This window comes from Blautia sp. JLR.GB0024 (assembly GCF_037000545.1).
GTDB lineage: Bacteria > Bacillota > Clostridia > Lachnospirales > Lachnospiraceae > Blautia > Blautia celeris.
Genome location: NZ_JBANBF010000002.1, coordinates 367862 through 381771 on the forward strand (window position 1 = coordinate 367862; position 13910 = coordinate 381771).

Consider the following 13910-nt stretch of genomic DNA (forward strand, 5'->3'; position numbering starts at 1 on the left):
AAAATCAGAGGAAGACAAAGGGGAAGGACTTATGGCTAAAGGAAAAACAATGAGATTCTCGGAGATGGACCGCTATTTATTCGGGGAAGGAACACATTATGAAATCTATAAGCTGATGGGTGCACATCCCACAACACAGCGGGGCAAAGACGGCGTCTATTTCGCCGTCTGGGCACCTCATGCGGAATCCGTGTCCGTTGTGGGGGATTTCAACAAATGGGACCCCGATAAAAATGTGATGAAGTGTGACAATGACATGGGCATTTACCAGCTCTTTGTGCCCAAGGTGCGGGAAGGTGATCTGTACAAATTCTGCATCACCACATACAAGGGCAAGCTGCTCTTCAAGGCAGACCCCTATGCAAACTACGCGGAGCACCGCCCGGGTACAGCTTCCTGTGTATATGACATCACCAAATTCAAATGGGGAGATTCCGTCTGGATGAAAAAGCGCCTGGAATACAATGCGAAGAAGGATGCCATGTCCATTTATGAACTGCACCCGGGTTCCTGGAAGAAACACCCTTTAAAAGACGGGGATGAGGACGGATTTTACAATTACAGAGAGCTGGCCCATTCACTGGCTGACTATATCAAAGAGATGGGGTATACCCATGTGGAGCTGATGGGTATTGCGGAACATCCCTTTGACGGCTCCTGGGGATACCAGGTCACAGGTTATTATGCCCCTACATCCAGGTACGGTACGCCCGAGGATTTCCAGTATTTCGTAAATTACATGCACAAGAATAAGATCGGTGTCATTTTGGACTGGGTACCGGCCCATTTCCCGAAGGACGCCCACGGACTGGCTGATTTTGACGGAACCCCCACATATGAATATGCGGACCCAAGAAAGGGTGAGCATCCGGACTGGGGGACCAAGGTATTTGATTACGGCAAGAATGAGGTGAAAAATTTCCTCATCGCAAACGCGTTGTTCTGGATACAGGAATATCACATTGACGGACTCCGTGTGGATGCTGTTGCCTCCATGCTGTATCTGGACTACGGAAGAGAGGCCGGACAGTGGATACCAAACAAATACGGGGAAAATAAGAACCTGGAGGCGATCGAGTTCTTCAAGCACCTGAACTCCGTAGTTCTGGGCAAGAACAAGGGGGCTGTCATGATCGCGGAGGAATCCACAGCATGGCCCATGGTAACCGGCAAGCCTGAGGAGGGCGGCCTGGGATTCAGCTTAAAATGGAATATGGGATGGATGCACGACTTCCTGGAGTATATGAAGCTTGACCCATATTTCCGTAAATATAATCACCATAAGATGACGTTCTCCATGAGTTACGCCTACAGCGAGAACTACGTCCTTGTATTATCTCATGATGAAGTCGTGCATCTGAAATGCTCCATGATCAACAAAATGCCCGGTCTCGGACAGGATAAATTCGAGAATCTGAAGGCAGGGTACAGCTACATGTTCGGGCATCCCGGCAAGAAGCTGCTGTTCATGGGACAGGAGTTCGGTCAGTTCCAGGAATGGAGCGAGGCCAGGGAGCTTGACTGGTTCCTGCTGGCAGAACCGTGCCATCAGCAGCTTCAGGCTTACGTGAAGGAACTGCTTGCTTTATATAAGAAGTATCCGGCCCTCTACGCAAATGACGACAGCCAGGAAGGGTTTGAGTGGATCAATGCGGATGACGCCGCGAGAAGTATTTTCAGTTTTGTGAGAAAGTCGCCTACCGGAAGGAATAATCTGCTGTTTGTCATCAATTATACACCGGTTGCCAGAGAGGATTACCGGGTCGGGGTACCTAAGAGAAAACAGTATAAGCTGATCCTGAACAGTAAGGACCCTAAATTCGGCGGAGATACGCCGGTGGAGCAGACCGTTTACAAGGCTGTGAAGAAGGAATGTGACGGAAGGGATTACTCCTTTGGTTATCCGCTGCCGGCTTATGGGGTGGCTGTGTTCCTATATTAAAAATGATAATAAGTTAAGGGAAGGTGCGTTTCCGCTCAGTGGGAACGCGCTTTCTTAATATCTCATGGAATAAATCAATATACTGGTAGAAAGAAGCCCTCAATTTAAGAAGGCAGAAACGGAGTTTTATTATGCAGATTATAGATATGCACTGCGACACCATCAGCAAAATCCGCCAAATGGAAAAAGAGGGCAGTCCTGCTTCCCTCCGCCATAATTCCCTCAGTGTAGATTTGGAAAAGATGAAAAAGGGCGGCTATGCCCTGCAGACCTTTGCCATATACGTTAACTGGGAGGAGGAACCGGACGCAGAGGCGGCTGCCGGAGATATCCTGAAAATCTTTCAGCGGGAAATGCAGCGAAATGCTGACCTGATCTCCCAGGTCAGAACCTACAGTGAGCTGGAAGCAAACGAAAAGGCGGGTAAGATGTCAGCCCTTCTCTCCCTGGAGGAGGGCGCCATATTCCAGAACTCTCTGGATTCCCTCAGATGGTTTCACCGACAGGGCGTCAGAATGGCAACTCTTACCTGGAACTATGAGAACGATTTTGGCTTTCCCAACTGTATGGGGGACCCTCTTACGCAGAAGACCTGGAGCTGGGGTGATGACCGGGGACTGAAGAAAAAGGGCCTGGAGTTTCTGGAGGAGCTGGAACACCTGCATATCCTGGTGGATGTATCCCATCTGTCCGACGGCGGCTTTTGGGATGTGGCGGAACATTCCACCCGCCCTTTCCTGGCCAGTCATTCCAATGCAAGAGGCCTGGTAAAAGGTTCCGCCAGAAATCTCACAGACGATATGATACGCACCCTGGCTGACCGGGGCGGTGTGATGGGCCTGAACTACGCAGTCTCCTTCATGCGCCCCAACTGGAAACCCGGAGAAGCCGGCACAACAGTGGAAGAGATCGTACAGATGGCGTCCTATATTCTGAACGTCGGCGGAAGTGACTGCCTGGGTCTGGGCAGCGATTACGACGGCATCCTGGAACTCCCCGAGATCTCTGACTGCAGCCAGGTACAGCTTCTGGCAGAGCAAATGGAAAAACACGGCTTTACATACAGCCAGACAGAAAAGATTCTGGGAGGAAATGTGAGAAGGTTCCTGAAAGAAAATTGTAACGATTCAGCCGGCTGAATCGTTACGGTATTCGCCCATTAAAAATCGCTTTGTGATGGGGCCAATACCTGCTCTTATCTATACGTCCCACACCGAATTCCGCATGATTCCTGACATAACACAAAAACCTGCCGCCCCTGCTCCCAGCACGTCATCCACATGATCCGGTGTAATACCGCCAATGGCATATACAGGAATCCCAACCGATTCACAGACGTTTTTCAGAAAAGGCAGCCCTCTGGCAGCAAGTCCCTTTTTGCAGTCCGTCAGGAAAATATGCCCTGCCGTTACATAACCGGCCCCCATCTTCTCAGCAAAAATGGCCTCCTCCACCGAATGAACAGAAACACCGATCAGATCAAAATCCATAAGCAGCCTGCTCCTCTCATCAGAACCTGATAGACGTTCACTTTCGCCGGACTTTACACAGATATTATCCCCGCAAAACCTTGAAAAAGGCAGGTGGATACGAGGACAGCCAAGCTCCCTTGCCGCCTCTGCCCGGGAATGCAGAATACAGTCAACATCATATCGCCTGCATATCTTAAGCACCTTCATAGCCAGTTCTCTATATTCCCCGACTCCCAAATCTTTTTCTCTCAACACAATTCCTTTTGGCTTTTTAGCAGCCACCGTCTCGATCCGCTCCAGAAAATCCCCATCACAAATCAGCCGATTGGTAATCACCAGCATCTTATCAAATCTTAACCCATTCCTCATTTTACCCATAATACTACCTCTGCCAATTTGTGTGGAATAAAGCCAGCTCCCATATGGCAGTTTTCCTCCGCTTTTATTTAGTTTCCGTGATGACAGCAAGCATACAAAGGGATATCCACCCTGCCCGCTATACTACACCTCGCTGTTATACGAATACATAATCATTCATGACCACCTGCATTCCCCCGTCTCTGACAGCCCTGCAGACCTCCTCAACACCTCTGTCATCTGAAATCTCAAACTGGTCATCCCCCTTATCCTCCAGCTCCTCCACATGACTGCCGACTCCGGTACTTACCCCTGCAGAAATCTTAGTCGCTGCGATCGTGACCACATGATCCCGGAACTCAGCCCGTTCCCTGGTAGAAATCGTGATTCCGGCAAACGGCATAAAGAGTCTGTAAGCCATGATCACCTGAAGAAGCTGTGGTTCATGCACATCCTTAGGATTGATCTTATCATTATTAATGATCGGCCTGAGACGCGGGCAGGAAAACGCAATCTCAGCCTGCGGATATTTCCGCTGCAGATACCAGGCGTGCATCCCTGTAGCAAATGCATCCTTTCTGAAATCATCCAGCCCCAGAAGTGCCCCAAAAGCAACTCCTCTCATTCCGCCTTTCAATGCCCGCTCCTGCGCGTGAAACCGATAAGGGAAGATTCTTTTATGCCCGGCCAGATGCAGCGTCTCATACTTATGGGAATTATAAGTCTCCTGAAATACGGTCACATAATCAGCTCCGCATTTATGGAGATAGGCATACTCCTCACTGTTCATAGGATAGACTTCCAGTCCCACCATTTTAAAGTATTTTCTGGCAATCCTGCACGCCTCCCCCAGATACCTGACATCACTTTTTGCACGGCTCTCGCCGACCAGTATAAGAATTTCTTCCAGTCCTGTTTTGGCGATCGCAGCCATTTCCAACTCGATTTGCTCCGCGGTAAGCCTTGCCCTGCGGATATGGTTATGGCAGTTGAAACCACAGTAAATGCAGTGGTTTTCACAGTAATTGGAGATATAAAGCGGCGTAAAGAGATTTACACAGTTTCCGAAGTGTTTCCTGGTTTCAGCCCGCGCAGCCTGTGCCATCTCTTCCAGGAAAGGTTCCGCGGCGGGAGACAGAAGCGCTGCGAAATCCTCCGGTGTCCGTGTGTCATGGGACAGTGCAGCCAGTACGTGTGCTTCTGTATAACGGTGATAGTCATAGCTGTCCATGGCACTTATCACTTTATCCATAACATCAGAATCCAGAGCTTCCATACCCTCCATATATTCCATATGATTTGTTCTTGATGCAGTCATTTTTCCACCTCCTTATTGTTCCAGAAATCCGGTGAGCGGAGAGGAGGCGCTGGCTCTGCCGTTTACAACGCGCCCAAGGCCCGATAGGTATGCGGTACGTCCTGCTTCAATGGCTTTTTTAAAGGCTTCCGCCATGGCGGGTATGTCGCCGGAAGTGGCAATGGCTGTATTTGCCATGACTGCGGCAGCGCCCATCTCCATGGCTTCACAAGCCTGGGAAGGGCGGCCGATTCCTGCGTCTACAATAATGGGAAGGTCAATTTCCTCGATAAGGATTTTGATGAATTCCCTTGTGCACAATCCCTTGTTGGTACCAATGGGGGCACCTAACGGCATGATACACGCAGCTCCGGCATGTTCCAGGTCTCTGGCGGCGTTTAGATCAGGGTACATGTAAGGCATGACAATAAAGCCCTCTTTTGCCAGCATCTCTGTGGCGCGGATGGTTTCCTGATTGTCCGGCAGCAGGTATTTGGAGTCTCGGATGACCTCAACTTTAACAAAATCCCCGCAGCCCAGTTCCCTGGCGAGGCGGGCGATCCTTACTGCTTCATCCGCAGTTCTGGCCCCGGAGGTGTTGGGAAGGAGTGTTATGCTGTCCGGTATATGTTCCAGTATACTGGCAGTGCCGCTGTTGGCTCTGCGTACAGCCAGAGTAATGATTTCAGCCCCGGCATTTTTAACGGCAGCGTGGATCAGTTCCGGATTGTATTTGCCGGAACCCAGAATAAAACGGGAGTGAAATTCGTGTCCTCCCAATATAAGTTTGTCATCTTTTATCATGTCTTTTTCCTCTTTTCTATACGTCTTTTTCTCCGAGAATGAGCCGCAGTATCATATTGGCCTGATGTGCTGCACAGAGAGTGACTCTGGGAGCTGTCAGGCTTATGCCGGAGGCAATGTCACTGGTGCCGTCCCCGCAGAGATACAGGTTTTTCATCCTCTTTTCTGTATGTATGGAGTTGCTGCTCCCATAGCCGGCCATGCCCGAACCGGATACAATGAAAGTATCCGGACGGTGTTCCAGAAGATAGTTGACCAGCATGGCCTTATTTTCTGCCCGGTCAAATGCTTCACAGATGATCTTGTCATCCCTAAACAGGCGGTCTATATTGTTCTCTGTTACCTTAACTGTGTCGGTGCGGACTGAGATGTAAGGGTTGATCTCTGAGATTTCTTCTTTCAGCGCTTCTGTTTTATACCTGCCTAAATGCTTCATCCTGTAAATCTGCCGGTTCAAATTGCTGGGCTCCACCCGGTCAAAATCGATCAGGTGAAGACTTCCGATGCCGGTACGCGCCAGCATTACAGCCACATGGGAGCCCAGACCGCCGAGGCCGGCAATGGCGGCACCGGCATTCCGGAGTTTCCGGTGTATGGGGAGGGTATGGCGTTCTATAAGAACTTCCTCGATTTCGTCTTTGGACAGGATCGTATGTCTTTCTTTCAAATCAGCCGCCTCCTACAAAGCTGACAATTTCATAGGTATCTCCATCCTGAACGATGGTGTCAGCGTAACGGTTTTTGGAAAGAATATCACCGTTTCTCTCCACCGCGATGCGCTGCAGGGAATAGCCCTGTTCCACTAGGAGGGTTTCCACTGTACAGGGGGCAGTAAGATGAATGGCATTTCCGTTGATTGTTATCATTTGATATACCTCTTTATGTATGTGCTGTGTGACTGCTTAACAGGTCTTCGTATTTGCAGTGTTGCTTTTATCATTCGTCATAGATGCTGACAATCTCGCCTTCCAGGATACGGTTCATGTTCCTGACTGCGCAGAAATTACCGCACATGCTGCAGGTGTCCTCCTTTTCAGGCTTTGCCTCTGCCCGGTAGCGCCCGGCTTTTTCCGGGTCCAGACAGAGACGGAACATTTCTTCCCAGTCCAGTTTCTTGCGGGCTGTACTCATTTTATTGTCCCAGTCGGCAGCGCCTTTTACACCTTTAGCAATATCTGCGGCATGTGCTGCGATGCGGGAAGCTATAATACCTTCCTTTACGTCCTCCAGATTGGGCAGACGCAGGTGTTCCGCCGGGGTCACATAGCACAGGAAGGAAGCGCCGTAGGTGGCTGCAATGGCACCGCCGATGGCAGCGGTAATGTGGTCGTATCCGGGGGCAATGTCTGTCACCAGGGGACCCAGCACATAGAAGGGGGCACCCTGACAGAGTGTCTGCTGAATCTTCATATTGGCCTCAATCTGGTCAAGGGGCATGTGTCCGGGGCCTTCTACCATAACCTGTACATCCTTTTCCCAGGCGCGTTTTGTCAGCTCACCCAGAGTAATCAGCTCCTCAATCTGGGAAATATCAGAGGCATCCTGAATGCATCCGGGGCGGCAGGCGTCTCCAAGGCTCATGGTAATGTCGTATTCCCGGCAGATATCCAGAATCTCATCATAATGTTCGTAGAAGGGGTTTTCCTGGCCTGTCATTTCCATCCAGGCAAAGATAATGGAGCCCCCGCGGGAAACGATATTGGTCAGACGTTTGTTTCGTTTGAATTTTCCGGCAGTCTCTTTGTTGATGCCGCAGTGGATGGTCATGAAGTCCACACCGTCCTCGGCGTGCATGCGGACAATGTCAAGCCACTGCCGGGAAGTGATCTCTTTCAGGGGTTTGTGATAGTAGACTACAGCGTCATAGATGGGGACGGTTCCGATGATGGCAGGGCATTCTTTTGTCAGGCGTCTGCGGAAGGTGCGGGTATCCCCGTAGGAGCTCAGATCCATAATAGATTCAGCACCCATTTTTACCGCGTTGTTGACTTTTTCAATTTCCATGTCCATGTCTTTGCAGTCCCTGGAAATGCCCAGATTTACATTGATCTTCGTTCTGAGCATGGAACCAATGGCGTTTGGCTCCAGAGAGGTGTGTTTTTTGTTGCAGGGAATGATGACCTGGCCTTTGGCCATGAGAGCCATGAGTTCTCTGACATCCATCTGTTCTTTTTTGGCTGCCGATTCCATCTCTTTTGTGATAATGCCTTTTCTGGCAGCGTCCATCTGTGTTGTGTACTGCATGTAAATCTCCTTTCTGTGTGACACGGAAATGCCCGGAAGGAGATAGAAGAGGTGAAAAAAATGCACCCCTGATGGGGTGCACCAAATATTACATAAACTTCTGGTTCGCTTCCTACGCCGGCATTATCCGTATCAGGTTCTCAGGGTCGAAATCCGTTCGTATTTCCTCTCAGCCGACGCGTCAGCTCCCCTTGCGTATTCAATTGTTTTCAGGTATTTTTCCTGCCATAATCATATAGCGGCTGGAGAAAATTGTCAACACTGAATTTTATATTATATATTTTTGATCAGATATTCCTGTCTGCCATCCCGCAGAAATACAGGAAGGGTATCCATGGAAGCTTCCGCTTCGATCCACTGTCCGCCTTCCAGAATTTCACCCGTATGGGCATTGGTCCAGGTGCTGCCCTTAGGCAGATAGACCTTCCGCCTGAAGGCGTGGGGTTCCACAATAGGAGCTGCCAGAATGTCCGGGCCGTACATGTACTGGGTATCCAGTTCCCAGGTGTTTAAATCCTCCGGGAATTCATAGAACATGGTACGCATAACCGGAGCGCCTGTCTCGTGGGCCTCAGCCATAAGGCTTCTGGTATAATCCCGCATCATTTCACGGATCTCAATGAATTTCTTCATGATCTGGTAATTTTCTTCCCCATAACTCCAAATCTCATTGTCTGTGCCGGTTCCCTCAGTCTCCTCTCCGTCTGCTTTGTAGAGCGGTGTGCGCGGGAGGCGGTTGCCGTGAAGGCGCATAACAGGGCAGAAGGCGCCGAACTGGAACCAGCGGATCAGCAGTTCCTGGAAGTCCTTGTCATAAATGTTGCCGCCGTGGAAGCCGCCGATATCTGTTGTCCACCAGGGGATTCCGGAGAGCCCCATCTGCAGGCCGGCCACGATCTGGTTGCGGAAATCCTGATAGGTGGAGTGGATATCGCCGGACCAGATCAGGGCACCGTACTGCTGGCTTCCTGCCCATGCACAGCGCACCAGGTTCAGAACGTCCTCCTGGCCAGCTGCTTTCTGGCCTTCATAGAAGCCGCGGGCGTATTCTCTGGGGTAAATGTTTCCCTGCTGCATGACGCTTCCGGCATAGTAACGGTAGTTTTCGTAATCATAGGTGGTATATTCCGGTTCCGCTTCATCCAGCCAGAAGAGTTTGATTCCGTTTTCCCTGTAATTCTTTCTGCATTTCTCCCAGACATATTCTCTGGCCTCAGGGTTGGTGGCATCATAGAATACATTGTTGCCCTGGAAATCCATCTGGACGTTCAGGCCGTGTTCTGTCTGGACGAGAAGACCCTTCTGGCGCATCTCCTTGAAGTTCTCACTGCGCCAGTCGATCTGGGGCCACACGGATACCATAAGTTCCATTCCGTAAGAGCGCAGTTCTTCCGCCATGGCCTTGGGATCCGGGAAGAAATGCTCATCAAAACGGTAGTCTCCGCACCGCGGCCAGTGATAATAGTCAACCACAAACACATCCACAGGAATGCCCCGGCGGTGATATTCTCTGGCAACAGACAATACCTGTTCCTGGTTATGGTAGCGCAGTTTGCACTGCCAGAAGCCCAGTCCGCATTCCGGCATCATGGGAGCGCGCCCTGTCACCTGGCTGTACTGAGATTCGATCTGAGCGGGAGTGTCGCCTGCTGTGATCCAGTAATCCATTTTTTTGGTGCTGTCAGCCCGCCACTCTGTTACATTTTTGCCGAAGGAGACGCTGCCGATGGCGGGATTGTGCCAGAAGAAGCCGTAGCCTTTGCTGGATACATAGAAGGGGATGGATGCCTGGGAGTTTCTGTGGGCCAGTTCAATATTGCAGCCTTTCAAATCCAGGATGTCCTGCTGATATTGGCCCATGCCGTATATTTTTTCGTCCTTGTTGGCCTCAAAGCTGACCTTCAGACGGTAATCGCCGCCGATATAAGGGGAAAATTTACGGGCCCTGCGGATCAGGGCGCCGCCGCCGTCCATCTCTTTGAGCAGTATTTCCTTTTTGTCGTCAAAGAAGGTGACAACCGCCGCGCTGTTCCAGCCTCTTGTGTCAATGAGAGCGGAGATTTTGCCGTTTGTGATCGTGGCAGTTTCCTCGTCTGCCTGAATCTGTGTGTGTGACGGTTCCTGTTCTTTCAGGGCACTGCTTGAAAGGTCCAGGGGACCGGAGGGTACGGAAACAACTCTCAGGCTGTTTGCGCCCCATGCCATAATGCGGAGGGTTTCGCCGGCATTGTGGTATTCAATATAATTTTCGCTTTGGGTAAAGAATGACATAATTTTCCTCCTGTAGATAAATAAGTTGTGTAGCGCTCTGGCCGGACAATCACGGCTGACGTTCATTTTCCAGTATTATAAGATTATCCCGGGGAAAAAACATCTATTATGATGTCAGGGTATATTAAAATCATGTCATATTTCTAAACTGGCTGGGTGTCATTCCCGTTGCCTTTCGGAAAGATACGGCAAAGTAGTTGCTGCTGTCAAATCCTACAGCAAGAGCAATATCTATGACGGGAAGACCGGTCTCCCTTAACAGCGACATGGAACGGTTAATGCGGTAGCGGTTCAGGTAAGAGACAGGGGTGGAGCGGAAAGATTTTTTGAAAAAACGGCAGAACTGTTCCCTGCTCAGGGAGACGGATTTGGCAAGGGAATCAAGGTTTAAGGGGTTCTGGTAATTTTCATCAATGTATCTTAGAATCTTCTTTTTTCGCTCCTCATTTATATAGTCGGATGTGGATTTTATATTGTGCTTTTCTTCTTTTATCAGAAGATGAAATAAAATCTGGTAAAGGTATCCCTTGATCAGCAGTTCCCGATAGGGATGGGAGGCGTGATAGGCTGCTGTGAGTTCCCCGAGGAGATGCTGAACAGCCTCACATTTCAAATCCGTGCCGTATATAACATAGGAGGACACAAAGCTGTTCTCAAAGAACGGATTTAACTGTCCGGCCTGGATGGCATCCTGATTTTTACTGGAAATAAAGTCAGGGTGGAACACAATGGAGGTAAAACGGCAGGTTTGATCCCTGTATTGATAGGCACCATGAAGCTGGTTTGGGGGGATCAGTACAATGGTGTCTTTTCCGGCAATGATGGAAATGCCGTCTACCACCAGCTCCATCATGCCTTCTGTCACAAAGAGGATCTCTGCCTCTTCATGCCAGTGGTTGTAAAGGATCAGCCCGTTTTCGCAGTATTCCATGTCCTGATATACCTGAAGGGGAAATTCATGGCTTCCGTGGGCTGCTTGTTCTTTTAAATTATCATTGACGGCTGGATCGATATTCATATAAGGAGTCTCCTATAATAAAAAAAGGCATTCAGGATTAAGAAGCTTCCGGAATGCCTTTACATTAAGTTTAAGTTCAGGTGTTATCTGTTGAATTTGGCTGCCAGATCCTCAAACTCTGAGGCGAAATCCCTGACTGCATCCTCACTGGTTGCCCAGGAAGTACAGAATCTGAGGCAGGTGTGTTCCGAATCGGGTTTGCACTGGAAGGTGGTCAGGAATCTTTCGTTTACCGCTTCCGCCAGAGCATCCGGGAAGATAGGGAATACCTGGTTGGTAGGTGCCGGCGCCAGAAGCGGGATGCCTGCTTTTTCAAACACATCCTTAAGAATCTGTGCCATGGCAACACCTTTGCGTCCAAGCTCCAGATACAGCCCTTCTTTAAAAAGTTCCTCGAACTGAACGCCCATCATCCAGCCCTTTGCAAGGATTGCTCCGTGCTGTTTCATATTGAAGCGGAAATGGTCTTTAAATTCTTCTTTTACAATAACAAGAGCCTCGCCGAACATGGCGCCCACTTTCGTTCCGCCGATGTAGAAGGCGTCACATAAATCCGGCAGGTCCGGGAAGGTCAGGTGTGTCTCCTCCACAGCCAGGGCCATAGCCAGGCGCGCGCCGTCCATGTACAGATACAGGTCGTGGCGTTTGCAGAAGGCATACAGAGTTTCCAGCTCTTCTTTGGTGTAAACAGTTCCCACCTCTGTGGGATTGGATATATAAACCAGGCGTGGTTCCACCCAGTGTTCATTTTCATGTAATTTTAAGACAGGACGAATCAGGTCCGGTGTCAGTTTTCCGTCATCCGCGGGAATGGAAAATACCTTATGCCCCGTGGATTCAATAGCCCCGGTCTCGTGAGTGTTGATGTGACCGGTATCGGCACTTAAAACAGCTTCATATGGACGCAGAATATGGGAGATAAAAGTCAGGTTGGTGAGAGTACCTCCGGCGATAAAATGAATGTCCACGCTGTAATCCTCAAGTGCTTCCTGAATCAATTCCCTTGCGTTGTCACTGTGCTCGTCCAGTCCGTATGAATTGTTCTGGTGATAATTGATGGTTTCCAGCGCCCTGAGTATGTTAGGGTGCGCTCCTTCACTGTAATCATTCTGAAAACTATACATGGCAAAAATCCCCTTTTCCTGTATTTCTATCCGCATCCGAAGTCCGTTTTTCAGGCTCCGAATGACATGCTGCTGTTTCAAGCTACATTCTATCACACTTTGCAGGAAAAACAAATCATTTCGTTGAAAATGTCCGTTTTTGTTGATATAATGGGCGCAACGAGCCAAGTGGGAGCTTGCTCACATTTGGCGACTGCAGAAGATTGGGAACGCAGTTCGCAATATAATGGGCGCAACGAGGCAAGTTTTGGATGAACTGTTGGATTGATATAACACATTATGATGTTCATGAGGAGAGGTGTATATGGAAGAGACCGTAAATAAATTATTTCAAGATATAAATCATCTCATACAGGAGTCAAAAACAAAAGTAGCGGCCGTTGCTAATGCGGAAATCACAATATTATTTTGGAATATTGGAAATCGAATTAATGAAGATGTATTGGGAAACGCCAGAGCTCAATACGGAAAGCAGATAGTCGTGACGTTGTCACGACAATTAACAGCATATTATGGTAACAGTTATGATGAGAAAAAATTACGAAGGATGATGCAGTTTGCAAAAAGTTTTCCTTCGTTGGAGAATGTCGTTACACTGTCACGACAATTATCCTGGTCACATTTCGTTGCATTGATTCCTGTAAAAGATGATGTTGCACGAGATTTTTATGCGGAATTATGCAGATATGAAAAATGGAATGTCAGAACATTGCGGAAAAAAATAAGTGGCATGTTGTATGAAAGAACCGCAATCAGTTCAAAGCCAGAAGAATTGATCAGACAGGAGATTGCGGAACTAAAGAATAAAGATAAAGTGTCTCCGGATATTGTTTTTCACAATCCATATTTTCTTGATTTTACCGGATTAAGAGGTAATTTTAAAGAAAAAAACCTTGAAGAAATGCTGTTGACCGAACTGGAGAAATTTATAATGGAGTTAGGAACAGGATTTACATTTGTTGAACGGCAGAAGCATATGGTAATAGACGGTGAGGATTTTTTTCTGGACATGTTGTTTTTCAACAGGGCATTACATAGATTGGTAGCGGTAGAACTAAAACTCGGAAAGTTTAAGGCGTCGTATAAAGGACAGATGGAATTGTATCTGCGCTGGTTGGAAAAGTATGAAATGCAGGACGGCGAGGAAACTCCTTTAGGGCTGATTTTATGTACAGAAGGAGGAAACGAGCAAATTGAACTTTTACAGTTAGATAAGGCGGGCATTCGTGTTTCACAGTATTTGACTGTTTTGCCGGAAAAGCATTTGTTAACAGAGCAGATTAACAGAGCATTAGAGGAAGCCAGAGAACGTCAGGCAATGGAATATGATGATGAGTATGATGATTAACAAGCACTAAGAAATAAAGTTAAGTGTGAAATA

At 48.6% G+C, this 13910-nt stretch carries 12 protein-coding genes and 1 riboswitch; of the genes, 3 read left to right on the forward strand and 9 right to left on the reverse strand.

Annotated features, from left to right (window positions below; translation table 11 throughout):
• The first annotated feature begins 31 nt into the window (after window positions 1–31).
• Both glgB and V8Q34_RS05760 read left to right on the forward strand, forming a co-directional pair.
• A complete protein-coding gene (glgB, locus tag V8Q34_RS05755) occupies window positions 32–1942 on the forward strand; it encodes a 1,4-alpha-glucan branching protein GlgB (RefSeq protein ID WP_033142910.1) in 1911 nt (636 codons plus the stop codon).
• Between the two features lie 131 nt (window positions 1943–2073).
• Complete coding sequence (locus V8Q34_RS05760) at window positions 2074–3081, forward strand: dipeptidase (RefSeq protein WP_186971002.1); 1008 nt, start codon at window positions 2074–2076, stop codon at window positions 3079–3081.
• A gap of 60 nt (window positions 3082–3141) precedes the next feature.
• Here V8Q34_RS05760 and V8Q34_RS05765 read toward each other — a convergent pair whose 3' ends face one another.
• From V8Q34_RS05765 to V8Q34_RS05805, 9 genes are all read right to left on the reverse strand, one after another.
• Window positions 3142–3792, reverse strand: coding sequence for a thiamine phosphate synthase (locus V8Q34_RS05765; protein ID WP_335835051.1), 651 nt, complete (start codon window positions 3790–3792; stop codon window positions 3142–3144).
• Window positions 3793–3928: 136 nt separating this feature from the next.
• Window positions 3929–5089, reverse strand: coding sequence for a 2-iminoacetate synthase ThiH (gene thiH, locus V8Q34_RS05770; protein WP_335835052.1), 1161 nt, complete (start codon window positions 5087–5089; stop codon window positions 3929–3931).
• Between the two features lie 12 nt (window positions 5090–5101).
• Window positions 5102–5872 carry a thiazole synthase gene (locus tag V8Q34_RS05775; protein WP_335835053.1) on the reverse strand — a complete coding sequence of 257 codons (771 nt, stop codon included), beginning with the start codon at window positions 5870–5872 and terminating at the stop codon, window positions 5102–5104.
• Window positions 5873–5888: 16 nt separating this feature from the next.
• The gene (gene thiF / locus V8Q34_RS05780; RefSeq protein WP_335835054.1) at window positions 5889–6539 is read right to left on the reverse strand and encodes a sulfur carrier protein ThiS adenylyltransferase ThiF; all 651 of its coding nucleotides are present in this window, start codon (window positions 6537–6539) and stop codon (window positions 5889–5891) included.
• Window position 6540: 1 nt separating this feature from the next.
• On the reverse strand, window positions 6541–6738 hold the full coding sequence (gene thiS, locus V8Q34_RS05785) for a sulfur carrier protein ThiS (protein ID WP_227210435.1): 198 nt from the start codon (window positions 6736–6738) through the stop codon (window positions 6541–6543).
• A gap of 70 nt (window positions 6739–6808) precedes the next feature.
• Window positions 6809–8116: a phosphomethylpyrimidine synthase ThiC gene (gene thiC, locus V8Q34_RS05790; protein ID WP_148391942.1), complete on the reverse strand. Its 1308-nt coding sequence runs from the start codon at window positions 8114–8116 to the stop codon at window positions 6809–6811.
• Between the two features lie 93 nt (window positions 8117–8209).
• Window positions 8210–8318, reverse strand: a riboswitch (TPP riboswitch).
• Window positions 8319–8389: 71 nt separating this feature from the next.
• On the reverse strand, window positions 8390–10387 hold the full coding sequence (locus V8Q34_RS05795) for a glycoside hydrolase family 31 protein (protein ID WP_335835055.1): 1998 nt from the start codon (window positions 10385–10387) through the stop codon (window positions 8390–8392).
• Window positions 10388–10517: 130 nt separating this feature from the next.
• Window positions 10518–11405, reverse strand: a complete 888-nt coding sequence (locus V8Q34_RS05800) for an AraC family transcriptional regulator (protein ID WP_052099643.1) — start codon at window positions 11403–11405, stop codon at window positions 10518–10520.
• Window positions 11406–11488: 83 nt separating this feature from the next.
• Window positions 11489–12529 (reverse strand): threonine aldolase family protein, encoded by a 1041-nt coding sequence (locus V8Q34_RS05805; protein WP_335835056.1) that lies wholly within the window; start codon window positions 12527–12529, stop codon window positions 11489–11491.
• 304 nt (window positions 12530–12833) lie between these two features.
• On the opposite strand from V8Q34_RS05805, the gene V8Q34_RS05810 reads away from it, so the two are divergent.
• Window positions 12834–13877, forward strand: a complete 1044-nt coding sequence (locus V8Q34_RS05810) for a PDDEXK nuclease domain-containing protein (RefSeq protein ID WP_033142900.1) — start codon at window positions 12834–12836, stop codon at window positions 13875–13877.
• Window positions 13878–13910: the final 33 nt, after the last annotated feature.